The organism is Lysinibacillus sp. IITD104 (assembly GCF_036698265.2).
Classification (GTDB): domain Bacteria; phylum Bacillota; class Bacilli; order Bacillales_A; family Planococcaceae; genus Lysinibacillus; species Lysinibacillus boronitolerans.
In genome coordinates, this window is the sequence record NZ_JBAHYH020000001.1 from 2,934,242 (window position 1) to 2,958,680 (window position 24,439).

Below are 24,439 nucleotides of genomic sequence, written 5' to 3' on the forward strand. Positions count from 1 at the left end.
ATTGTTCATCCCCTTTTGTATTTGTGCTATCTATACGCCATAAGGATATGGCATCGAATAACCTAGTTCAGCAGATATTGAAGCTGCCGTTTCCCACAGACCTTCTAAAAATTCATTTATTTTTTCTTTTGGTATGAGTGTCTCTATGCCCGCTATACTAATCGAGTATTCTACCTTGCGTTCACTATTGAAAATCGGTACTGCTATTGATACAGTGCCTTCTTCCAATTCTGACACGCTGTAGGCATAGCCATTTTTTTTCCCAAATTCAATTAGTTCAAATATCTCTTCATCAGTAACAGGTGTTCCACTAGCATATTTTTTACGAGTTTTTTGAAGTACCTCACTAATTTTTTCCTCTGATTGAAAGGATAAAAGTATTCTTGAACAAGCGCCTGCATAAAGAGGTGCTCTTCTCCCCACCCGTGTATATAATAAAACTGGTTTTAAACTTTCGATTTTTTCGATATAAAGACCATCTGTTTCATCCAGTATGCTTAGTTGAACAGCCAAGTCAAACTTCTGTTGCAACATCTTCATATACGGTATAGCCAAAGAACGAATTTCAATTGAATTTGCAGCAATTGCACCTAATTCAATGAGTTTATTCCCAAGTAGATAATGATCACTCAATACTAACTGTCCACCGCTTTGAACGTAAGGACGTTTTAATACGCCTAAATCTGTAAATGTTTTTAAAAACCTATGTAAAGTCGGTTTAGGAATATCCGTTTCGATCGCTAGCTCGTCTAACCGCCAAGAAGGTTTTTCTTCAGTAAATAACGTTAAAATATTAATACCTTTTTCCAATGTTTTGCTCATGTTAATCGCTCCATTTGCTCTTCATAAAGTAAACAGGAAACTTCATGCTTATCGCCAATTTTTTTAAATTTCGGAGGTGTCACTTTACATATTTCCATGCAGTTTGGGCATCGTGTATGGAATGTACAACCCGATGGTGGATTAGCAGGATTGGGAACATCTCCACTTAGCACAATTCGCTCCTTTACTTTTGAAGGATGAGATTTTGGTAATGCCGATAGTAAAGCTTTTGTGTATGGATGTTTAGGATTATTAAATAATTCGTGTTTATCTGCCATTTCCACTAACTTTCCTAAATACATTACCCCTATGCGGTCACAAAAATGATGCACTACACTTAAATCATGTGATATGAAAATGTAGGTAAGGTTCATTTCCTTTTTTAAATCTTTCATAATATTTAATACTTGAGATTGAATGGAAACATCCAGAGCAGATACTGGTTCATCTGCAACAATCAATTTTGGATTGGACACTAATGCTCGAGCAATTCCAATCCGTTGTCTTTGACCACCTGAAAATTCATGTGGAAAACGTTCTAACTGCTTTTGTGTAAGTCCAACCTGTTTAGCTACTTCATAAACGCGTTGTTTTCTCTCTTCCTTTGTACCTATTCCAAAATTCACCAAAGGTTCTTCGATTATTTTAAACACCTTCATACGAGGATTAAGGGAAGAAAAAGGGTCTTGAAAGATGATTTGCATATCACGGCGCTTTTGACGTACCTCTTTTGGGCTAAGAGTGGCAATATTTTCTCCATTCAGTAAAATTTCACCCTCAGTAGGTGTTAGAAGCTGAATTAATGTTTTACCCATAGTGGACTTTCCGCACCCAGACTCTCCGACAATTCCTAAAACCTCACCCTCATTTACAAAAAATGAAACATCATCTACTGCTTTTAAATGACCTGAACGTGATCCTTTAACTGGAAAATATTTCTTTAAGTGTTTAACTTCTAACAATGGACTGCCCATTGACAATTCCCCCTCCTACTTCGTTCTCTTCGTACAGCCAACATCTAACTTTGGTACCAATAGAGGTTGTATATAGATCAGGCTTCTTTTTACATTGATCTGTTGCAAATTCGCAGCGATCGAAAAATCTACAACCTGAAGGCATATCGGATGGTGATGGCACCACCCCTTCTATTGATGGAAGGTACTCTTGTTCTGATTCAATGTCAGGCAATGAATTTAATAACCCTTTTGTATATGGATGAAGCGGATAATTAAACAAATCTAGCACTGTTGCCTCTTCAACAATTTCACCAGCATACATCACAATTACTTTCTCACATATTTCTGCTACTACACCAAGATCATGGGTAATTAAAATGATGGACATATCTAGTTTTTCTTGTATGTCTCTCATTAAATCTAAAATCTGAGCCTGGATTGTCACATCTAATGCTGTAGTAGGTTCATCTGCAATTAATATTTCTGGTCCACAAGCCAATGCCATGGCGATCATAACCCTTTGTCGCATTCCTCCTGATAATTGATGAGGATATTCATTCACTACTTTATCTGGACGAGGAATACCTACGAGACGAAGCATATCAACGGCACGTTCATGAGCTTCTTTCCTTGAAATTTTTTCATGGCTATGAATCATTTCCATAATTTGAGAACCAACCTTATATACTGGATTGAGCGAACTCATTGGTTCTTGAAATATCATAGAAATTTTTTTCCCACGAATCTTTCGCCATTCCTTATTCGACTTTTTATTAATTTGTTTTTGATCTATGTAAACTTCTCCACCTTGCCAGTTAACCCCAGCAGGTAACAATCCCATAAGTGAAAGTGATGTCATGCTTTTTCCACAACCTGATTCCCCTACAATCCCCAAAGTTTTTCCTTTTTCAAGTTGAAATGATACTCCATTCACAATGGCAATATCTTTTTTATTTTGTTGAATACCTATTTTCAAATCGCTTACTTCTAAAATATTCAAACTCATTTCCCCCTCCGTTCCAAAATATGAAACGCGATTCCATTTTTTAAAATCTTAACAGAAAAACTTGGTTATTTCAATAGTTTTCAGAAAAAAATAAAAATTCATCTTAATTAAATTATTCCGAAAAAACATTTAATTTTTTTATCATTCCTAGAAATACAAAAAAACATGGTCCGAATATTCGGACCATGCCTATAGATGTTTAACAAGTATTAGCTCTTATTTCAAATGTGCAGTTGCCTGGTTCATGACGTATTTTCCAACTCCAATATAGATCACTACTGCTGCTCCAATCAATACGAAAGTCATTGCGAACCGCTCCTTCTTAGTTATTTTTCGTTAAGTTTTCAGACGTTTACATTGAATTTGAAAATCATTCTCATTAATATATTATAAATTTCACGTTAATTCGTCAAGACATACTTTCATCTTACCCTTTTTACATGGTAAGATGTAGAAAAGTCGGAAAAAGGATGCGGTAATGATGAGTAATTCGAAGTACTTTCAAACTATTTTAAACGGGACAATCCACGCTTTAAAAACCATTCTTCCTATGGATATAGAAGTAAAGTCGCCTAGTATTATTTCTGAACCCTTTCAACAGCAACAAATGGGCGTATTAATTGGCTTAATCGGAGATTTAAAGGGACGCGTTATCATTGACTCCTCCCCCGAAGTGTTCAGCGGGATCGGTAGTACTATGTTCGGTATGCCGCTTGAAGGAGAAATGCTAGAATCCTTTACAGGGGAATTTGGTAACATGATTGCAGGAAATTTATGTACAGCTGTTGGGCAAGAAAGCTTAGAAATTGATATCACTCCGCCAACAGTGATGGTGGGCAATACAAAATTATATGGCTTTGAAAAGGCCTTTGCTCTCCCAGTTTCGGTCCCAAGCGTCGGTGCCCTAACAGTTCTATTAACAATTGAAGAAGAAGCGGAATAGAAGCTTGGTAGGTTTAAAGTCTGTTCCAAATAAGACATTGTATGCAAGACATTCAGCATGTATGTGTAAGATTTGCCTTTCGCCCACAAGGGAATGAGAAGGACTGTTCTCCCTTCCTTAAAATCTATTATTTTTATTAAAAAAAGTTAATTACAATCATTAAGCAAGCCATCTCAATGACTTTTGAGATGGCTTGTTTTTTTTCTCTCTTAAATCCTTCACACTTTCTTCACATAATTCTTCTAGAAGTGTGATTTTTTTCACATCAAAATGCAGGGGATTTTTATATGATGACTGTAAGAAACACAACAATAAAAAGCGTAGGAGGAGCAAAAATGGCAAATAAAAAGAAGTCAGATGAAAATTTAAAAGGTTCACTCTATGCAGTTTTTGGAGTAGGTATTATCATCATTTTACTTTGGGTGTACTGCTTCGATTTGTTCATTGGACGGTTTTAATCTACGAAGAAGGGACAGAAACATATGCACATACATAAGTATGAGAAATACTGGCTTGTGTTTGGAGTTACCACTTTAGTGGCATTCCTGATCATTCTCGGTATCGGAGCATTTCATCAAGGCTCCCATCCAAACAATGGTAAAAAAACACTAGATTACGAGAAAGTGAAAGAGACAGCGCCTTTTGATAATCCAGGTGTCCATAAGGTTGAAGGTAAAGATTGGGATTACGAAGTGGTAGTAGTTGCTTCTGCATTCAATTATAATCCTCCACAAATTGAGGTTCCACTTGGTGCAAAAGTGAAATTTATCGCGACAAGTGAGGATGTTATGCATGGTTTTGAGGTTGCAGGTACGAATATCAATATGATGCTTGAGCCTGGCTATATTTCGGAATATGTAACAGAAGTCAATAAGGTCGGCGAGTTTTTAATCGTATGTAATGAGTATTGTGGTACAGGACATACGATGATGCACTCTATGCTAAAGGTGGTGGATTCAAATGAGTCACACTAATTCAATGACAAAAGTGGATCGTCGAGATGCAAAGCTAGCAATGGCACATATTTACGTGGCATTTATCGCATTGTTATTAGGTGGTCTTGCAGGTTTATTACAGGTTTTTGTACGTTCTGGTCAATTTACATTACCAGCAGGCATTGGTTATTATCAAGTATTAACAGTTCATGGTGTATTACTCGGTCTTATATTAACTACATTCTTTATTTACGGCTTCCAAATTGCAAGTGTAAGTCGAACATCTGGTACGTTCACTGATACTCAGAGAAGACTTGGCTGGATTGGTTTCTGGTTAATGACGATTGGTACAGCTGCTGCCGCAACGATGGTGTTATTGAATAAAGCAACTGTTCTTTATACATTCTATGCACCATTAAAGGCACATTGGATTTTCTATTTAGGTCTTACATTAGTCGTTGTTGGTTCTTGGGTTGGCGGCGCAGGTCAAATTTTACGTTATGTCCAGTGGCGCAAGGAAAATAAAGCGAGTGGACAACGCAGCCCGTTACTATCATTTATGGTAGTTGTTAATAATTTAATGTGGTTCGTGGCAACGCTTGGTGTTGCAGCTTCTGTTTTAATTCAATTATTACCATGGTCCTTAGGTTTAATTGAACGTGTCGATGTAGCATTATCACGTACCCTTTTCTGGTATTTTGGTCATGCACTTGTATACTTTTGGTTATTACCTGCCTATATGGTTTGGTACGTAATTATTCCAAAAGTAATTGGTGGAAAAATTTTCTCCGATTCTTTAGCAAGACTTTCGTTTATGCTGTTCTTACTCTTCTCTATTCCTGTTGGGATTCACCATCAGTTAACAGAGCCTGGTATTGATGGTACATGGAAGTTCATTCAAGTTGTTTTAACATTTGCTGTAATCGTGCCTTCTCTCATGACGGCCTTCTCGATGTTTGCAATGTTTGAGTTACGTGGACGTGAATTAGGTGGCAAAGGACTATTTGGTTGGTTTAAAAAATTACCTTGGAAGGATGCTCGTTTCTTCGTACCATTTATCGGTATGGTGTCATTTATTCCAGGTGGTGCAGGCGGTATTGTCAATGCCTCTTATCAAATGAACCAATTAATTCATAATACTATTTGGGTTACAGGGCATTTCCATTTAACGATTGCCACAGCTGTTGTTTTAACTTACTTCGGTGCGGCATTCTGGTTAATTCCACATTTAACAGGCCGTACACTTTCGAAGTCTTTAAATAATCTTAGTAATTTCGCTGGTATCTTATGGGCTACTGGTATGACGATTATGTCTTCAGCAATGCATATTGCTGGTCTGATTGGTGCGCCTCGTCGCTCAGATTACTCAGAATATGGTGGCGCTCAGCAGGCTTACGATTGGATTCCTTATCAAATCGCACAAGCTGTGGGTGGAACAATCCTCTTTATCGCCATCCTAGTGATCATTTATATCGTCGTGAAATTAGCTTGGTTCGCACCTAAAGGTGACGAAGAATTCCCTGTAGGTGACGTACATGAGCTTAGCGGTCCGACACCAGCTATTTTAGAAAACTTTAAAATATGGCTTGTTATTTTAGTAGCCTTAATTTTATTCGCTTACACAGTACCAATTATCGATATTATTTCGAACTCACCAGCCGGCTCCAAAGGCTATCAATTGTGGTAAGCATCCAAACGCATCTTCCTATAAAAAAGCGATTTCTCTGTAACGAGAAATCGCTTTTTTTCACTTTATAATTGATAGAGTTTCGTATATTTTTCTTGTAAATAGTCTGCTAGGTACTTCGCATTTAAGCCTTCCCCTGTCGCTTCTTTCAGCAATTCAAATGGCTTTTTCAATGCTCCATATTGATGAACTTTATCAGTTAGCCACTCTCGAATTGGCAGTAGCTCTCCCTTTTCTAGTAGCTCATCAAAGTTTGGAATATCCTTGTCCATCGCATGTTTCCACTGCGCGGCATAAATCATACCTAACGCATAGGATGGGAAGTAACCGAACATGCCACCTGACACTCACTAAAATGTCTCTCGATGTTGCTTACTCTGAAAATCGTCAAGTAAATCCCTCAATTACTCATAAATTTAAATAGTTGTCCCATAATATCATATTCTTGAGCAGGAATTGCATTAATTAACTTATTATATTTTCCATCTGCCTATGTTCCTTCTTTTCCATATAAAAGTTACCAAGTTACATATACTTCACAAACTTAATCGAATTCTAACATAAACTTCTTGTTGATTAGATTTGTAATAAAGTTTGATTAAATTAACGATATCAACCTTGATATGAGAACAAAACTAAAGAGCAAGTTTTGAAAAAATGATTGTTCAAAGCTTGCTCTTATTTAATGGGATAGATTAAATTTTTTAAAGTTCGATAATTTTTGAAACTCTTGTTGTACAAAGCGCTACGTTAACTCAATTAGTAATTCATTATTTAACCAACGTTTGAAGACTTATTAACACGGGGGCATACACAACTAGTGGAATAAGCAAAATTACTGCACCAATTTTTTTATTCCCCTTTTGTAATAATAAAAGAGTAGTCAAGAAAAATAATGGATAAATAATAAAAGTAATTATTAATACACCATCAACTACTTGATACAATTTTCCTGTAAATGCACTTATGAATGGGATTGAAATCCATTCTAGTACGCAAAATGCAATAACCAATATCCACAACCATTTAAGTGTCACCATAATCACCCCTAAATTTTTAATTGGTCAAAAAAGTATCATACATAAGCTACACAAATAAATATTTACTCAACAATCTGGCCAGATTGTTTAACACAATAGTTCAATTTAAAAATGACTCTTTATAATGTTGAACATTATAAAAAAATATTGATGTAACATGAAATGTAGCTTACTTTCAATCTTGACTTGTAATTTTAGTAGCCTTATTTATATTAGCTTACACAATTCCAATCTTCGAAATTATTTCAAATTCACCAGCGGGCTCAAAGGCTTTAAGCTTTGGTAAGAATATTTTCAAAGCAACAAGCGATTTCTCTAAAATGAGAAATCGCTTGTTTTTCTATAGCTGATATAGCTTTGTATATTTTTCTTGTAAATAATCTGCTAGGTACTTCGCATTTAAGCCTTCCCCTGTCGCTTCTTGTAATAGCTCGAATGGCTTTTTCAATGCCCCATATTGGTGGACCTTGTCTGTTAACCACTCACGAATAGGTAGTAGCTCTCCCTTTTCTAATAGCTCATCAAAGTTTGGAATATCCTTATCCATCGCGTGCTTCCACTGTGCTGCATAAATCATTCCTAATGCATAGGATGGGAAGTAACCAAACATGCCACCTGACCAGTGCATGTCTTGTAATACTCCCTGTGCATCTGTCTCAGGACGAATACCTAAATATTCCTCATATTTATCATTCCATACTTGCGGTAGATCTTTAGCTTGTAAATCCCCATTGAATAAGTCACGTTCAATTTCATAGCGAATCATGATATGTAATGGATATGTTAGTTCATCTGCTTCAATGCGAATCAATGATGGTTCTACCATATTGATGGCACGTAAAAAATCGGCTAATGGCACATCACCAAATTGAGCTGGTGAGAAGTGCTGAAGACGCTCATAGTTATGCTCCCAGAACTTTTCATTTCTGCCGACAAAGTTTTCATAAAATAATGATTGTGATTCATGAATCCCCATCGATGTACCAGTAGCTAATGGTAGACCAGCAAGTTTTTCATCAATGTTTTGCTCATACATCGCATGACCACACTCATGAATCGTGCCAAAAATAGCTGAACGGAAATCATTTTCATCATATTTAGTGGTAATACGAGCGTCACCATAATTTAAGCCGATCATAAATGGATGGACACTTTCATCCAAGCGACCAGCATCAAAGTCATAGCCGAGCTGAGTAAGCAATTCTAACGATAATTCACGCTGTGCCTCTCGCGGGAAATGCTTAAATAACATGCTAGTATCAGGTTTATTCGATGAATGAGCAATTTTTTGAACAAGCGTCACAATAGACTCTCGTAATTCACCAAATACTTGATCTACGACATCTGTTGTCATATCTGGCTCATATAAATCTAGTAATGTATTGTATGGAGATCCATTTTTAATGCCCCAATATTGAATGAATTTTTTCTGCCATTGAATGATTTCTTCTAGGTATGGTAGGAATAGAGCAAAATTATTCGTTGCCTTCGCTTCTTCCCAAGCCGTTTCTGCCTTCGATTGAAGAATGACGAATTCTTTGTATTCATTCGCAGGAATTTTTTTATTTTGATCGTAATTCTTTCTTACTTCTTCTACTAAACGTAGTGTTACATAGTCAAGATCAGCTTTTTGTGCCTCTAATGCTACTAAAAGCTCTCCTAGTTCTTCACTCGTCTGCATATCAAATAAGGAGGCTGATAATGTACCAATTACCTCAGAACGTTGTGCTAACCCCTTTTTCGGTGCACCCGTCCGCATATCCCAATAAATCACATTGAGCGCTTCCTCATAATGCTGCATTTTCTTCACATAGTCTGTAAATTGTTGAACAGTCATGCATTCATCCTCCTTTTCACGTTATTATTTTATCATATTTTCGAAAATTTTGTATATTGCGGACTTTCCAGGATAATTATTCAGAATATTCCTTTTTTATCTTCTCTATTATTTTAATATATTGTCTATCCCCCAATCCATAGTGTGGAAATAGAGAAAACAATTGCTTTAACAGGTCATTTTGAGATAGATGGAGGTGTTTTTTTATATACACAGTGATCTCATTCTCTTCATTTAAATAGCTGAAAAATAATTGAATGCCCTGATACATGACAGGTATAAGCGTTGTCTTGGGTAGACAATGGTGCATCAATACCTCCTGATAGACCTCCCCATACGGTCCAAGTTTTATCTCTGTTTCTTCCACTTCATAGGTCATTTCCTTGACCATATAATAATAGACTTTACCTTGATAGCTTTGTTGCTCTAGGAAAGCGAGGACGGTCAATAAATTCATCTGACAAAACATATCATCTCCAAACCATAAAACAATACATTCATAGTCATTTGTTAACAATGGCTTTAACGGATTCAATGTCACCTGCTCATATTGTTGTAAAGACACCTCATGCCCTATAGCGCGTAGTTTATTAAATTCTTCACTGAAAATGGGACTAATCGTTGGATTCGCACACATCGCTTCATTGAAAGGAACGTAATCGCTGTTGCCCATTAATTGTTGTTTTGCGAACTCCTCATACATCATTTGACCATTTAATACATTCAATAGCTTCTGATCGTATTGCGCATTCATCTTCTCTTGTAATACATCAATTTTTAATTTCTGAGAAATATCCATCGTCAACCATCCTCCATCATCCTGTAATCTCAACTTTACAAAGGTTTGTAAAGGTTTAGGGGACTTTCTGTAATCATTCGGACTTATACCAAAGTACCTTTTAAAACCTCTAGAAAAGGATTCCTGCGATGAAAAGCCGTAGTGAAAGGCGATGTCGATTATTTTCTTTTGGGGATCTTTTAATGCAGTAGTAGAAAGATAGATTTTACGTAGTGATCGATATTTTTTAATCGTCATCCCTGTCGCCTGATGGAATTTAAAAGAACAGTAATAAGGAGAATAACCCATATCCTTTCCTAATTGCTCCAATGAAAATCCTTCTGATAGGTGACGCTCAATCCAATCAATCATCTCCTGTACAATGTTGTTCATCCACATCCCTCCTAATTTCATTATAGTAGAAGCGATAATGATTTTTATGATATAAGTTGTGAATGAAAAAAACTGCAGCAAACTTTAAAGTCTGCTACAGTTTCTGCTCCCATAAATACAGGAGAGCTTTCTATATAATTGGGGATTTATACTAGCCTTCAAGTCATGTTCGGTTTCCAATCAAACATTTTTTGAGCTATCATGAAATTTTATTGGAAAGAAAGTTGGGGATCCTTTCGATCCATTGAAAAATAGAGTCTGTTTACTCTATTCAATGTTTTGGCAAATAGCAATTACCTGTTTCACAGCCTCTGCAGAGTGCTGAAGGGCTGTTTGTTCTTCATTTGTTAGGTGCAATTCAATGACAGATTCGATGCCATTGCCACCTAAAATAGTTGGTACCCCTAAAAAGAGATCGTGGTACCCATATTCTCCTTCTAATAGGGCAATAGAAGGGATAATTTTTCGTTGATCTTTGATAATAATTTCAACCATTTGGGCACACGCTGCTGCTGGTGCATAGTAGGCACTACCATTACCTAGTAAGCCAACAATTTCACCGCCGCCTTTACGCGTACGCTCCACGATTTGCTGTAGTCGTTCCTGAGGAATTAGTTTCTCTAATGGAATGCCGCCTGCATAGGAATAACGGATTAATGGTACCATTTCATCGCCATGTCCTCCTAGGACGAAGCCTGATACATCCTCTGGTGCAATGTGAAGCTCCTGCGCCACAAACGTGTTGAAGCGAGCTGTATCTAATACACCAGATTGACCAATGATACGATTTTTGGCAAAGCCTGTTTCCTTATGACACACATACGTCATGGCATCAACAGGATTACTCAACACAACAACAATACTATTTGGAGCATAGTGTTTAATTTGTCTTGAAACCTGTTGAATGATTTTAGCATTTGTTGTGACTAAGTCATCACGACTCATCCCTGGTTTACGTGGAATACCTGCTGTAATGACAACAATATCCGCACCAGCGATATCTTCATATTGACTCGTGCCTTTAATGGACACATTGAATTTTTCGATGGGGCCTGTTTGTAGCAAATCCAAAGCTTTCCCTTTTGTCGGGTTCTCGGCCTCTGGAATATCAACAAGCACTACATCGCCTAATTCTTTCTGTGCTAAAAATAAACTCAGTGTGGAACCGGTGTGGCCTGCTCCAATAACAGCGATTTTATTTTTACGAAATGCCATTATGCCTCACCTCGATTATCTGTCGCTGATGTTGTTTCTGTTGTTTTTTTAGCACGCATTGCTGCTGGTGCAGAGACAGCCTTTTTCTTTGGTGCCTCTGGTCCTTTAATCATTTTAAAGACATCTTCATCAGGTCTCGGAATGACGTGAGCGCCTAATAATTCACCAACACGCATAGCGGCTGCTTTTCCAGCCTCTACTGCGGCTTGTACAGAACCTACGTCACCCTTCACGACAATCGTCACGATGCCACCATCCACAAACTCTTGTTTGACGATTGTGACGTCTGACGCTTTAATCATCGCATCAGCAGCTTCATAAGAGCCTACTAATCCTTTTGTTTCGATCATTCCAATTGCGCTACTCATTGTCCTCACCTCTCATTACTTCCGTAGAATCAATAATACCAATGACAACTGCATCAATCGGTAACGGATTATCTTTCATGATATAGCGAGATGACCCACCACTTGTAATCAGGACATCATCACCAATACCCGCTCCTATACGATCAGCTGCAACCATTTCTGTGCGAATCGGCTGTTGATTGGAATCAATAGGTTGAATGATTAGTAGCTTTAAACCATTCAGTCCCTCTTCCTTGCGTGTTGCCCATACACTGCCTATCACTCTTCCCATTTGCATGAACTTCACCCTCTTTATGCGACACACATTGTCTAACTACTCTGAACGAATCGTTAATGTTTTATTTAACTCTCGCAGCTTATCATAAGCCAATGCTGTCACAATGGTTTTCTTTGGAACGACAATTTCTTGTGCATCGATATCGAGCACTTCTATTTGTGAAAGTAGCTTTTTGTCATAATGATAGACGGACGGTTGCTCTACTTTCTGTACGACTGGCGACTGCTCTTTCACAGTGATCATAGGTTCACTTACTTGATGATGCACGATTTCTGCAAGCGTTCCTTGTTGAATTAACCCTGCATTTGCTTCATCTGTATCAATATGCATTTCTAAGCGATAGCGCTCTGAAACACGGATAACCACATTCGATAAAATAATTGGGCGAATACCTTCTACCTTAATTTGGACAGATTGCCCATCTACGACTTGGAATCTCGCACTATCCGCTGGGGACATATGAATATGTGCCTGTGCAATAATGAGGCCTTCCTTTAACACAACACTTCCCTTTGGACCAATTAATGTAACAGGACTGGAACCTTGAATATCACCAGAAATTCTTAATGGTGGCTTCAGACCTAATTTCATAGCATCTGTCCAGCTTACTTCCACTTGGGATAAGGAACGAGCGGGACCAAGAATACGCACTCGCTCAATTGACCCTTTTGGACCTGCAATTACTACAGTTTCCTCCGCAGCAAATTGCCCTGGCTGTGAAAGCTCGAATTTCGGTGTGAGCTGATAATTTTCACCAAAGAGCTGTTCCACTTCTGCTTGTGCAAGATGGACATGGCGGGCAGAAACACCAATCGGAATTTTACCGTCATGTGGAGGGGAAGATTGATTTTTTAAGACCTGTTGCAGAACTTCTTCCACAATTTTTTGCACTAAATTTTCTTGCATCTTGCCTCCTCCTTACGATGATACTTTTATTAATTTACCCTGTGCCTGCTGTTCGATAAAACCAGCATTTGCTTCATCTGTATCAATGTGCATTTCCAGACTAAAATCATTGGAAACACGTACAACGACACCTCGGAAAGTGACAGGTCGATCACTTACAACTTCCACTGAAACTATTTCATTATTGCGTACTTCCAATGCTTTGGCATCTTCCTCAGTCATATGAATATGCGCTTGCGCAATGATGACTCCCTGCTGGATCTCTATTTCTTTGTCTTGAGAAAGTATTTTAATGCCCGCAGAATTGTCTATATCACCTGATTGGCGTAAAGGTGGTGTCACTCCTAGCTTCATGGCATCAGTGCGGCTTACCTCTACTTGGGTTGCTGGTCTTACAGGTCCAAGGACACGGACATTATGAATAACGCCTTTAGGTCCCTCAATAGAGACGCGCTCTTTTGCAGCAAATTGCCCTGGCTGTGATAAGTCAAAATCTTTCGTTAGAGTCGCATTTGGGCCAAAAAGTGCTTGTAAATCCGCTTCACTTAGATGGATATGACGAGCCGAAATGGCCACTGGAAAAGTTTTTATTGCTGTTGTCATGTTAGCCACCTCTTTATTTTATGGATTGATATTATCAGAACAAGTTGAGAGCTGTTCTAAAGTTAGATCCAGCTCTCCTCTATAAATGGTAGTTATTTTTCCATCTATAGCGTTGGGAATTTTCTATCCAAAGAATATGAAATTATGCTTCTGCTTTTGGTAGAATCATTTCTAATTCGTGGTGTGGACGTGGAATTACATGGACAGATAATAGCTCTCCTATACGTTGTGCTGCTGCTGCCCCTGCATCTGTTGCTGCTTTTACTGCACCTACATCACCACGTACAAGAACTGTTACGATCCCGCCACCAACATGAACTTTTCCTACTAAATTAACGCTTGCTGCCTTTACCATTGCGTCTGCTGCTTCAATTGCTCCTACTAAACCTTTTGTTTCTACCATTCCTAATGCTGTACTCATTTGTCATTCCTCCAAATAATTTATTTATTTTGTAATGTGATTTGTTTTAATACTTGATCGACAATTTGCTGAACCATTGTTGTATCTAGAGCAGGCTCTTGTGAAACTACCGACTCAACAACGGACTGTACTTCGAATTCCGGTTTTGGCACTTCGACATCTTTAATGCCATACGCCATACGTTTGATATTTAATAAATGTCTTGCTGTAATGTTGTCTGACGTAATATTGCCGCCAAATGTCCCACAGCCTAATGTAAAGGATGGCGCTAAGCCCGTTGTGCCACCTACTGCACCAATTGAGGATAATGTATTAACCACAATCCGTGATACTGGTAATTCAACAGAAAATTGCTCTGCTAATGCTGCATTTTCAGTGTGAATTGAGCATGTATGTCCGCGTCCTCCAATATTTAGTAGGTCAATCATCACCTGCTTGGCTTCTGTACTGTTTTCCACAATATAAAGCGCAAAGATTGGTGATAGTTTTTCAAGAGAAAACGGAATATTTTTACCAATCATTGTTTCTAAGCCCACAAGAACTTTTGTATCGTCTGGTACTGTAATACCAACAGAATCTGCTAGGCAAGTAGCTGATTTACCAACAATCTGGGGATTAACTTTCCCAGGAACTGGCGAGATCAATTTTTCCATTTTAGCTTTTTCTTCGGCATTTAATAGATAGGCACCATTTTTCTTTAATTCTGTTTGCACTTGCTCTGCAATCACCTTATCCACAATAATGGCTTGCTCTGTTGCACAGATTGTGCCATTATCGAATGATTTACTTTGCACCAATTGACGTACAGATTTTTGAATATTAGCCGATTTTTCAATGTAAGCTGGTACATTTCCTGGCCCAACCCCATAGGCAGGTTTGCCAGAGCTATAGGCCGCCTTTACCAATGCACCACCACCCGTAGCTAAAATTAAATGAATGTTTGGGTGCTTCATTAGCTGCTGTGTTGCCTCCATGGAGGACATTGTTAAACATTGTAGTAATCCTTCTGGCGCACCTGCTTTTTCAGCAGCTACTCGACAAATATCCAAAGCCTCTTTTGTACATTTCACTGCATATGGGTGTGGACTAAGCACTAACCCATTTCTCGTTTTTAAAGAAATAAGTGTCTTAAAGATCGCTGTAGAGGTTGGATTTGTTGTTGGTACGATACCAGCAATGACACCGAAAGGACTTGCAATTTCAGCTACTTTTTTCATCCGATCATAGCCCACAATACCAACTGTTTTTAATTCTTTAATATCTTCATAGACATCTCGTGAAGCAACTTCATTTTTCATCTTTTTATGGTTAGGAATACCCATTCCTGTTTCTTGCACAGCCATTTTTGCTAAACGCTCTGCTTCCTTAAAGGCAGCATCCGCGACAGCCTTTACAATGTTGTCTACTTGTTGCTGAGAAAATTGCATATAGGCAGCCTGTGCTGTATTAGCATGTTTAACGGCATCTCTCATTTCCTGAATCGCTAATAAGTCTTTGTCTAATGTGGCCATAAAGCCGCCTCCCTTCTAGATCACTGGGTTTCTAGCTATATTTTCAATAGCTTCTCTGAATGCATGTGCCGCAGCCTCGCATGAAGATTGACTGCCAGTTAATAAGCCGCCCCCAAAATTGGTTTCAGATGGAGGACCAAAGAAAACCTTTAGCTCAACATCTGCAGCCTTTAATGCTGCATCTAATCCAACAACTGCCTCAAGCGGCGGAGCAATTAAATAAGCAAGTGGGGTGCCAACCTTTACATCTGCAAGCTCAGCAAGATACGTCCCACAGCTTGCCACGGTATGGGCAAACAAGGCATGATTGTCATTATTATTAATGGCTTCAAAATACGTATCAAATTCAATTTTTTGTTGAATGGCATCAAGACCACTACGAATTTCATCAGGTGAGCTTCCAGCAATAATGCCAATCACTTCACCTGACAATGGACCAGACGCATGTGCCGCTCCCGCATAAAAGCTTTTTGCATAGACAACATCGACATCTGCCTTTTTCGTCGCCTCGTCTAAGGCTACGTAGCCAACATCGTCGATTGTCAGTGTGACAAGTCCAATGCTATGATGATGTGGCTTTAAATCTAACTGCTCTGCTAGTTCACTGTTGACTCTTGGAATGGTTTGCATCGCCAAGATTTGCGCCATAATTTTTTGAGGATACATATTTCAGCCTCCTAACCTTCTTTTGCGACAAGCTCTACGCCACTTGCCTGATAATGCAGGATTTTTTCTACGACTGTGCCAAGATAAGCGCCCGCTTCTAATGGTGGGATACCACCCTTATGGATATTTGAAATTACCATACGTTCCGCTTCCACTGTCCCAATTCTTGGCTTGTAGCATAAATATGCACTCATTGATTCTGCCGATACGAGCCCTGGACGCTCACCAATTAGGTAAACAATAACCTCTGCCTGTAGCAGCTCACCAATCTCATCCATTAAAGCAACACGCCCTTTATCGATATAGAACGTAGTACCGATGTCAATATTTAAATTGCTAAGGCTTTGCTGAAGGGCTAAGTAAACATCTTGAACATTCTCTTCAATCGCACTTGCACTCAAGCCATTCGAGATAATAATCTGAACCTTTGGCTGTGGTTTACATTTTTCCTGAATCAATGCCTTTGATTCCTCTGATAAACGACGCCCTAAGTCAGGTCTTGTAATGTATTCCTCTTTATCTGTGACTTTCGTAGTGACCTGAAAGACATCAAGCTTTTGTAAAAGATCTTCTGACACTTCGCCATACACAGCATCTACCGCAGCAGCATGATCGAGTCGGAATTTTAACCAGGTTTTCGTTTTCGGTCTTGTCCCTGCTCTCCCTACACCAATACGAGCAGGTGTATGTTTCTTAGCAGCCTGTACACTTTCAGTTAACGATTCTTCCTCAAACTGAAAGGGCTTGATTGGCACAGCGTCATTTACTGGTTGGTTGAAAGTAGTAGAAGCAAACGTTGTTACTTCCTGGGGAGCTCCATGCTGATACAGCTGAATTAATGGCTCCTGTGATGTTGCTGTAGCTTCTGTTGTTCCTGAAGAACGATTTTCCACTGTATCATAAAATTTAATAAGTGGTTGTTCTGTTGAAGTAGCAGCTATTTCAGGTGCTTGACTACCAGTACTTTTCTCCATCTTCCCCATGACAAGCTGTGTAATCATTGAAACTAATTGATCATTCACTTGACTCACCTACCTTTCAAAAATGGATAAATCGCCAGCTCTTGCTGACAGTCGACCATTTTCATAAATGCCCATTTTCTCTAACCATGCTAAATACTCTGGTGCTGGTTTTTTACCAAATGTTTGGAGTAATGTAGCCACATCATGGAAGCTCATCGATTGATAGTTGAGCATCACATCATCGCCCATTGGCGCAGCAATAATAAAGTTAACGCCAGCAGCTGTCAGCAATACACTTAAATCTTCCACATCATTTTGGTCTGCCTTAATATGGTTGGTATAGCAAATATCTACCCCCATAGGAATACCATGCATTTTGCCCATGAAATGATCTTCGAGACCTGCTCGAATTACTTGTTTATTGTTGTATAAATACTCTGGGCCAATAAAGCCAACTACAGTGTTCACAATATAAGGATTAAAATGTCTAGCAAATCCATAATTGCGCGATTCCAGTGTTACTTGGTCAATGCCCATATGTGCCTCTGCCGATAGTTCTGAGCCTTGACCTGTTTCAAAGTAGAATAAATTTGGACCAGTACCTGTTCCTTGTTTTTTAATGAGCTCCTCTGCTTCTCTTATTAAATCAGCAGAAATACCGAACGAACGGTTAGCAATTTCTGTGCCTGCGATACTTTGGAAAATCATATCTGCTGGGGCGCCTTGTTTAATTGCCTTCATCTGTGTTGTAATATGAGCTAATACACAGTTTTGCGTAGGAATGGACCAATCATTGATGAATTCCTTTGTAGCTGTAAGCACTTTTTTGACACTTTCAACTGAATCATCTACAGGATTAATGCCGATAACAGCATCCCCAATACCATAGGACAGTCCTTCTTTTAGAGAGGCGATGATGCCATCAATATTATCTGTCGGATGATTTGGCTGTAGACGAGATGACAGCGTCCCTTTTTGACCAATCGTAATATTACACGTTGAAAGTATTTCAACTTTATTGGCTGCATGTACAAGATCTAAATTGGACATTAGTTTTGTAACAGCAGCAATAATCTCGGAATTCATCCCTTTACTTAAACGCTTTAATTCACGATCACCCGTGTCATTTGATAAAATGTATTCACGCAGCTGCTCGATGCTCCAGTTTTTGATTTCTCCATATATTTGCTCATTAATATCGCCCTCAATAATGCGTGAAACCTCATCATTTTCTTGTGGCACTAATGGGTTTTCGCGGATATCTTTAACTAAAAGCTCACTTAATACTGCCTTTGCTGCGATCCGTTGTTGAACCGTCTCAGCGGCAATACCTGCTAGCTGATCGCCTGATTTTTCTTCATTGGCCTTAGCCATAACATCTTTTAATGATTTAAAATTATATTTTTCTCCACCAAATATCACCGATAAGTTCACATTCATCCTCCTTACTTTGAATGGAAGGCAAGGGTCTTCACCACAACAGGAACGACGCCAGATGGCAGAACCTCTCCAATGTCGATGTAATCGCCCGTTTCCACTTTAATTTGATCAATGCAAATAATTGGTACTGTCGCATTTATGGCTTGTATGGTCTGTCCAATAATCTTTGCATAATCTGATTGAATGACTATGATAATTGGTATGTCCTTAGAGCATCTTGTCGCCAAATGTAGCAAAATGGCCTGACACAATGCATGTACATCCTGAAAGCTTAAATAGGGCAATTCACTAAAATAGAGGGCAAATGGCGAACGATTGTCCTGTATAGAAAATAGATCATTTGCTCTCTCTACTGCTGTCTTCACCGTCGAGTTGAAGTCTGTTGAAGGATCTATATGACAATTGAAGACAGGTACATTTTTTAGTGGTAATACCTGTGCATCCACCTGAATGGTTGCCCCACTGATTTCAGTGGTTTGTGTACCAGCACCAGTCACTGTTGCACGTGCTGTTTCCTCTGGTCGTAACCATAAAAATGATTGTAGCTGTTCATGCTGAATTAGCATTTTCGCTAATTTTTCACCAATATCATCATATTGACGCTGTGTACATTCATTTTCATAAATACAAGAGGCCACACCACCCGTAAAAACGATGGCATCCACAGGTTTATGCCAGTTTGGTAAATGCCCTAGTAATAATGGATGCTTTTCATCTCTGCATTGCCCATGAAGAATCATGGCAAGTGTTTGCACCATTTCTTCAAGACAATGTGTCACTCGAATATCTTCGGCCGCATCACCGACCGCTAACGGATTAGCCCATCGTTCCATCAATCGCATGAGTGGCGGAGAAATTGATTGAATCTTGCCATCCTTAAACTCAATCAATCTACCACCAACATGTAAGGTACATGTACCAATGACCTCTCCAAACTGCATAACAGCAATATTCGCTGTCCCTCCACCAATATCGATATTGGCGATGACTTTGGATGAATTCTTTGATTGCTGTAAAGTACCTGCCCCTTTGGCAGCAATGATGCCCTCTAAATCAGGACCTGCGGTAGCAACTAAAAAATGACCTGCGCCATCTGCAATGGTATGGACAACCTCACTTGCATTTTCCTTCGTGGCTGATTCACCAGTAATGATGATGGCCCCTGTTGCAATATCAGATGGAGCAATTTGTGCCAATTGATACTGTTGAGAAATAAATTCCTCTATCTTTTTCATATCAATGATGTCTTTATTGATAAAAGGGGTTCTAATAATTGGACTTTGATGCAACACCGTTTTCTCAATAATTTCAATCCTTGGCACATGTGTTACGCCAGCCACATTCTTTAACAGAAAACTACTGACAACCATTTTTGTGGTACTTGTCCCAATATCAATGCCTGCACTAAATATTTTTTCAGTTTTCACCCTACACCTCCCTCTCGCTACTGTAAGCAATACATGAGATACGGACTATCGCTTTCCTTAACAAATTGTTGAATTTCTTCATTTGTCTTGAGTTGAATCAATGGTTCAATCAATTCAATGCCAAGCTTTTGCCAGGAAGAGGTTTGCACGATAGGGCCCTGCGTCATAACATTTTTTAATAAGGCGGTAGCCCTTTCTACATCTGCATCAGGGGCATCAATCTTGGTAATAACCCCTATTTGTATTTTGGGAATCCCTAAGCTGAATTGCGGAGGGAATACACTCCTTGCTGATGTGGCATCCTGCAAGTAAATCACATGGGTTACTTCCAAAGATGTTGCCATAATATTTCTGTAATACATTGGATTTTCAACATATTCACCTGGTGTATCAACAATCCAGTCATCATAAACGAGTGCTTGTGTTTTGTTGGCACTGCTTTCTTTGCCCAACAATGTATTCATCAATGTTGACTTTCCTGCTTGCACACCGCCTATTATCATTACTCGATTTTTCATATGACACATCCTATGATTTTGTTATTTTTGATGGTGTATAGCCTAATACCTCGGATAAAAAACGATTGATTTCTAACATCGCCATTTCTACCTCTGACACACTACCAACAATAACGAGACTACCTGTAAAACGATCTAAAAACCCAAGTTTGACATTGGCAGCCTTTGTTGCTAAGTCCCCTGCAATAATTACCGTTTCACTTGGTGTACAAGTCATAATGCCAAGTGCACCTGCTTCTTGGATACCTAGCTTTTGAAACATTTCTGGATCAGGATTGGCAATAAGGTGACTCAATGTTAGCTGTTTACCCGGCACAAACTCCTGAATAAATCGTTTTTTCTCTTCACTCACACGTCATCACCTCACTTTTTAATCAATTAAGATTTTTGATCTGTTAAATACTCGCCTTCTTTGATAATGCCAGCCTTGCGATCTTCAATTTCCAACCTTAATGCAGTTGGTACTGAAAGCTTATAGGCTAAAATAATCGCAATAACACCCGCTAAAAACTTCCCTGCAATAACAGGTAAAATAATAGTTGGCTGGAAGTTCGCCGTGAATGATAAGTGATCACCTAATAAGAAGGCCGAACATACACCAAATGCAATGTTAATCACTTTGTCTTTTGGTGGCATATGGCGAATGAGTGTAAACATCGCTAAAATATTTGCAATCGTTGCTAAAATCCCAGCACTCCCTACAGAGGATAAGCCTAATTTTTTACCAGCTGCTTCAAGTGGTTTGGAAGCATACTTTCGAATTAGATACACCATTGGGAAGGCACCCGCTAGCATAATTCCGATATAGCCGGCTGTTTCTAATGCTCGGAACTGGTCGATTTCATCAGCCATGATTGGATCGAAGCCCCACGCACCAAAAATCTTTGTAAAAATACCTGTAAAAATTTCAACAATAGAGAACACTAACACCAGTTTAATTCCCGCATCCATTACACGACCGAAGACCATAAAGCCAGTAATCATGCCGTTTGGAATCAGCTTTAAGCCTAGTGCGATTAAGATAACGAAAATGAATAAAGGTAGTAAGTTAATTAATATTTGTAAAACAGAAATGGCAAATACATATGTAGGCGCCTCTGTTGTACTAATGACTTCACGTACTTCTGTGTTGAATAGCACAATCATGATGGAAGAAATAAATGCACCAATCGGGATTGTTAATACGCCAGCCATAATTCCTAGCGCCATATATTTATGATCACGCTTATCCAACATCGCAAGACCCATTGGAATCGAGAATACGATAGTAGCACCTGACATAAAACCAACAACAAGAGCCATTACCCATCCCTCATAAGACTCCTTTAACGCATTGGCTAATTGGTAACCACCCATGTCCGAGGCTAAAATCGTCGTCGCTGCGATCGCAGGATCTGCACCAATTAACTCAAAAATCGGACTAATAAAATGACTAATAAACCATGTTAAGTAAGGTATAGCTGCCATGATCCCTGCTGCTGGAACAAAAATATGACCAACCGTATGAATTCCATTCATAAATTCTTTCCCAATTCCATACTCAGCATCTCGGATAGCTCCGATTGCCCCTAAAACAGCACAAATCATAATAATATAAACGATAATCGTTCCTATCATTGCCATCTTACTCATCACCCCTTTTTTATTTATAAATTTATATAAAAAAAGGCACTTTAAAGAAGAAATCTCTTTAAAGCGCCTTTGCTTCAACTATTGACTTGTAAGTTGTTAATAATTTGCTGTGCAATCTGCACCATTTCCTGTTGTGTTTGCATACTTTCATTGCGAATCTTACGGTAAGCCTCGTCCTCGCTTATATTTTCAGCCTGCATCAGCAAGCCCTTCGCTCGTTCAATGACTTTTCGCTTATCTAATTGTGTTTGCTTATGCAAGATCTCCCCATTGAGACGGTTGAATTTATCAATTTGATGAAAAGCAACCTCTAGCACAGGCAACACATTTTTTTCAGAAAACGGTTTCATTACATATCCTAATATATTATCCTGCTTCATGTATAGCAACAATTCTTTTTCACTATATGCCGAGATGAAAAGAACAGGTATACCAAGCTGTTGTTCAATAATTTTACTTGCCTTTAAACCATCAAGTTTAGGCATTTTAATATCCATTAAGATTAACTGTGGTTTATGTAAAAAGGCTAATTCAATGGCAGTTTCTCCATTGTTCGCTTGAGCTACAACTTCGTAGCCGTTATCTTCTAACATAAACTTCAAATCAATCGCAATCAGTGATTCATCTTCGACAATCATAACTTTCCTAGTCATTTACGATAAATACCTCCTCACTTACAGGGAACTGAATCTGAGTATGTGTACCTTCATTACTAGGGATAATTGAAAATGAGCCAGCTAAATCATATTCTACAAGCCTTGTGATAATCTCCATACCAAAAGATGCCTTCACCTCTTGCATTCCAACGCCGTTGTCAGAAATATGAAGCGAAATTGTAGAATCTTCCTGAATGAATTGAATATCGATGATTCCTTCATCACGTCCGATAAACGCATACTTTAATGCATTTTGCAGTAGCTCACAAATAATGAGTGCTAAAGAGACTGCCTTTTTTGAATGGCAGAATACCCGCAAATTTTCATGATGAAAGGCTAGTTGAATAGTTGCTGTATTAGACGTATCAATCATTTTATGACCAATTTTTTTAGCTAAAGCGATAACGTCTACTCTTTCTTCCGCGTTATCTTCATTTTCTAAAATCAGCTCATAAACCGATGAAATACTATAGATTCGATTTAATGCCTCTTGAAAAGCACTTGCATTCGAAGCAGACAGCTCATTGCGCATTTGTAAACGTAATAGACTTGTCACTGTCTGAAGATTGTTTTTCACGCGGTGGTGAATTTCTCTTATCGCAAATGTTTTCATCATTAGCTCATTTTCTTTCAGCTTAAGCTCTGTTAGATCATGAATAATGAGTAGTGTGACTTTCTCGTTATGACTGCGAATTGGAATTTTCTTCACAATAAAGGATTTACGATCAATTGTAATTTCAAGGAAAAAGACATCGTCGCCTTTATCATAGACCTCCTGTAAAAAAGGTAAGATTTTATCCAATGCTACATTGTCAAAATTTTCTAATCCAGATAGCTCTGAAATAAAATGATAGCCAGCAGGATTACTATAAATCACTTTATTTTCGTGATTTGTGAGAATAATCGACTCTACGAGTAAATCAGAAACAACTGGAATCGGTTGAGAATTTGGTTCAACAATATGCTCAATTAATGCAAAAGGCATATTCTGAAAATCATCCTTCGGTGTCGTTTGCATCTTCACCATTTTTTCCTGAATCAATACAGCAATTACTTGCTGCTGCTCATTAAAAATGGGAATGACATTTTGCTCCACCGTAATGCCTTCCTGCGTAATTGCTCTGGAAATGGATGATTTTTCTTTATGTTTAAACGCAGCAAATACGGCTGGTTCAAAACTTTCAAATACGAATTTTCCGATAACTGATTTTTCGTATAAACCAATCTCTTTCTTTGGGAATGCCTCTGCCACAACAATTGCATGCGGTAAATTCTCCAACAAGCAATCTATGAACATGTAACAATCAGTCAACTCAGCATAATACGTTAGCGTAGCCTCTATTTCTATTAACTTGTCAATATCCGTTGCCGATAGATTTGTATATTTTCTACACAATGATTGAATGTTCGACAGGTTCAAGCCCCCTATCAAGGAATAGT

26 protein-coding genes and 1 pseudogene are annotated in these 24,439 nt (G+C 38.6%); 4 read left to right on the top strand and 23 right to left on the bottom strand.

Features of this window, described 5'->3' with window-relative positions; translation table 11 throughout:
• Positions 1-30: 30 nt before the first annotated feature.
• From V1L66_RS15055 to V1L66_RS15065, 3 genes are read right to left on the bottom strand one after another with little or no spacing between them, the layout of a single operon-like run.
• Positions 31-822: an IclR family transcriptional regulator gene (locus V1L66_RS15055; RefSeq protein WP_016991920.1), complete on the bottom strand. Its 792-nt coding sequence runs from the start codon at positions 820-822 to the stop codon at positions 31-33.
• On the bottom strand, positions 819-1,796 hold the full coding sequence (locus V1L66_RS15060; RefSeq protein ID WP_036077504.1) for an ABC transporter ATP-binding protein: 978 nt from the start codon (positions 1,794-1,796) through the stop codon (positions 819-821). Before V1L66_RS15060 ends, V1L66_RS15055 begins: the two co-directional genes overlap by 4 nt.
• Positions 1,771-2,784: an ABC transporter ATP-binding protein gene (locus V1L66_RS15065; protein ID WP_026023343.1), complete on the bottom strand. Its 1,014-nt coding sequence runs from the start codon at positions 2,782-2,784 to the stop codon at positions 1,771-1,773. Before V1L66_RS15065 ends, V1L66_RS15060 begins: the two co-directional genes overlap by 26 nt.
• A 481-nt stretch (positions 2,785-3,265) precedes the next feature.
• On the opposite strand from V1L66_RS15065, the gene V1L66_RS15070 reads away from it, so the two are divergent.
• The 4 genes from V1L66_RS15070 to V1L66_RS15085 all read left to right on the top strand — a co-directional run bounded on the left by V1L66_RS15070 (position 3,266) and on the right by V1L66_RS15085 (position 6,349).
• Complete coding sequence (locus tag V1L66_RS15070) at positions 3,266-3,727, top strand: chemotaxis protein CheX (protein WP_004269332.1); 462 nt, start codon at positions 3,266-3,268, stop codon at positions 3,725-3,727.
• A 335-nt stretch (positions 3,728-4,062) separates the two neighbouring features.
• Complete coding sequence (locus V1L66_RS15075) at positions 4,063-4,185, top strand: hypothetical protein (protein ID WP_009370491.1); 123 nt, start codon at positions 4,063-4,065, stop codon at positions 4,183-4,185.
• Positions 4,186-4,209: 24 nt separating this feature from the next.
• Positions 4,210-4,701, top strand: a complete 492-nt coding sequence (locus V1L66_RS15080) for a cytochrome b5 (RefSeq protein ID WP_004269330.1) — start codon at positions 4,210-4,212, stop codon at positions 4,699-4,701.
• Complete coding sequence (locus tag V1L66_RS15085) at positions 4,688-6,349, top strand: b(o/a)3-type cytochrome-c oxidase subunit 1 (protein ID WP_048390013.1); 1,662 nt, start codon at positions 4,688-4,690, stop codon at positions 6,347-6,349. Before V1L66_RS15080 ends, V1L66_RS15085 begins: the two co-directional genes overlap by 14 nt.
• A gap of 65 nt (positions 6,350-6,414) precedes the next feature.
• Here V1L66_RS15085 and V1L66_RS15090 read toward each other — a convergent pair.
• The 20 genes and pseudogenes from V1L66_RS15090 to V1L66_RS15185 form a co-directional block, all read right to left on the bottom strand.
• Positions 6,415-6,693 (bottom strand): annotated as a pseudogene (locus V1L66_RS15090) (carboxypeptidase M32); the annotation flags it as partial.
• A 426-nt stretch (positions 6,694-7,119) separates the two neighbouring features.
• On the bottom strand, positions 7,120-7,386 hold the full coding sequence (locus V1L66_RS15095; protein WP_036077509.1) for a hypothetical protein: 267 nt from the start codon (positions 7,384-7,386) through the stop codon (positions 7,120-7,122).
• 343 nt (positions 7,387-7,729) lie between these two features.
• The gene (locus V1L66_RS15100) at positions 7,730-9,226 is read right to left on the bottom strand and encodes a carboxypeptidase M32 (protein ID WP_333005876.1); all 1,497 of its coding nucleotides are present in this window, start codon (positions 9,224-9,226) and stop codon (positions 7,730-7,732) included.
• Positions 9,227-9,302: 76 nt separating this feature from the next.
• Complete coding sequence (locus tag V1L66_RS15105) at positions 9,303-10,397, bottom strand: AraC family transcriptional regulator (RefSeq protein WP_333005875.1); 1,095 nt, start codon at positions 10,395-10,397, stop codon at positions 9,303-9,305.
• A gap of 267 nt (positions 10,398-10,664) precedes the next feature.
• A complete protein-coding gene (mdh, locus tag V1L66_RS15110; protein ID WP_016991928.1) occupies positions 10,665-11,612 on the bottom strand; it encodes a malate dehydrogenase in 948 nt (315 codons plus the stop codon).
• Positions 11,612-11,980 carry a BMC domain-containing protein gene (locus V1L66_RS15115; protein WP_312124495.1) on the bottom strand — a complete coding sequence of 123 codons (369 nt, stop codon included), beginning with the start codon at positions 11,978-11,980 and terminating at the stop codon, positions 11,612-11,614. The genes mdh and V1L66_RS15115 overlap by 1 nt, the downstream gene beginning before the upstream one ends.
• Positions 11,973-12,257: a EutN/CcmL family microcompartment protein gene (locus V1L66_RS15120; protein WP_004269324.1), complete on the bottom strand. Its 285-nt coding sequence runs from the start codon at positions 12,255-12,257 to the stop codon at positions 11,973-11,975. The genes V1L66_RS15115 and V1L66_RS15120 overlap by 8 nt, the downstream gene beginning before the upstream one ends.
• 36 nt (positions 12,258-12,293) lie before the next feature.
• Positions 12,294-13,163 (bottom strand): phosphate propanoyltransferase, encoded by an 870-nt coding sequence (locus V1L66_RS15125; protein WP_258860627.1) that lies wholly within the window; start codon positions 13,161-13,163, stop codon positions 12,294-12,296.
• A 12-nt stretch (positions 13,164-13,175) separates the two neighbouring features.
• On the bottom strand, positions 13,176-13,766 hold the full coding sequence (locus V1L66_RS15130; RefSeq protein ID WP_016991932.1) for a phosphate propanoyltransferase: 591 nt from the start codon (positions 13,764-13,766) through the stop codon (positions 13,176-13,178).
• Between the two features lie 142 nt (positions 13,767-13,908).
• Positions 13,909-14,187: a BMC domain-containing protein gene (locus V1L66_RS15135; protein ID WP_274772468.1), complete on the bottom strand. Its 279-nt coding sequence runs from the start codon at positions 14,185-14,187 to the stop codon at positions 13,909-13,911.
• Between the two features lie 20 nt (positions 14,188-14,207).
• A complete protein-coding gene (locus tag V1L66_RS15140) occupies positions 14,208-15,698 on the bottom strand; it encodes an aldehyde dehydrogenase family protein (protein ID WP_274772465.1) in 1,491 nt (496 codons plus the stop codon).
• Positions 15,699-15,713: 15 nt separating this feature from the next.
• The gene (gene eutL / locus V1L66_RS15145; protein WP_036077522.1) at positions 15,714-16,364 is read right to left on the bottom strand and encodes an ethanolamine utilization microcompartment protein EutL; all 651 of its coding nucleotides are present in this window, start codon (positions 16,362-16,364) and stop codon (positions 15,714-15,716) included.
• A gap of 11 nt (positions 16,365-16,375) precedes the next feature.
• Positions 16,376-17,386, bottom strand: coding sequence for an ethanolamine ammonia-lyase subunit EutC (gene eutC / locus V1L66_RS15150; protein WP_333005874.1), 1,011 nt, complete (start codon positions 17,384-17,386; stop codon positions 16,376-16,378).
• A 9-nt stretch (positions 17,387-17,395) separates the two neighbouring features.
• On the bottom strand, positions 17,396-18,766 hold the full coding sequence (locus V1L66_RS15155; RefSeq protein ID WP_008176446.1) for an ethanolamine ammonia-lyase subunit EutB: 1,371 nt from the start codon (positions 18,764-18,766) through the stop codon (positions 17,396-17,398).
• 5 nt (positions 18,767-18,771) lie between these two features.
• Positions 18,772-20,193 (bottom strand): ethanolamine ammonia-lyase reactivating factor EutA, encoded by a 1,422-nt coding sequence (locus tag V1L66_RS15160; RefSeq protein ID WP_112117723.1) that lies wholly within the window; start codon positions 20,191-20,193, stop codon positions 18,772-18,774.
• A gap of 17 nt (positions 20,194-20,210) precedes the next feature.
• Positions 20,211-20,711, bottom strand: a complete 501-nt coding sequence (locus V1L66_RS15165; RefSeq protein ID WP_333005873.1) for a EutP/PduV family microcompartment system protein — start codon at positions 20,709-20,711, stop codon at positions 20,211-20,213.
• Between the two features lie 10 nt (positions 20,712-20,721).
• Positions 20,722-21,063, bottom strand: coding sequence for an ethanolamine utilization microcompartment protein EutS (eutS, locus tag V1L66_RS15170; RefSeq protein ID WP_004269314.1), 342 nt, complete (start codon positions 21,061-21,063; stop codon positions 20,722-20,724).
• 26 nt (positions 21,064-21,089) lie between these two features.
• Complete coding sequence (gene eutH, locus V1L66_RS15175) at positions 21,090-22,334, bottom strand: ethanolamine utilization protein EutH (RefSeq protein WP_036077540.1); 1,245 nt, start codon at positions 22,332-22,334, stop codon at positions 21,090-21,092.
• An 83-nt stretch (positions 22,335-22,417) separates the two neighbouring features.
• The gene (locus V1L66_RS15180; protein ID WP_036077542.1) at positions 22,418-22,996 is read right to left on the bottom strand and encodes an ANTAR domain-containing response regulator; all 579 of its coding nucleotides are present in this window, start codon (positions 22,994-22,996) and stop codon (positions 22,418-22,420) included.
• Positions 22,989-24,419 carry a sensor histidine kinase gene (locus V1L66_RS15185; RefSeq protein WP_258860630.1) on the bottom strand — a complete coding sequence of 477 codons (1,431 nt, stop codon included), beginning with the start codon at positions 24,417-24,419 and terminating at the stop codon, positions 22,989-22,991. Before V1L66_RS15185 ends, V1L66_RS15180 begins: the two co-directional genes overlap by 8 nt.
• Positions 24,420-24,439 lie beyond the last annotated feature (20 nt).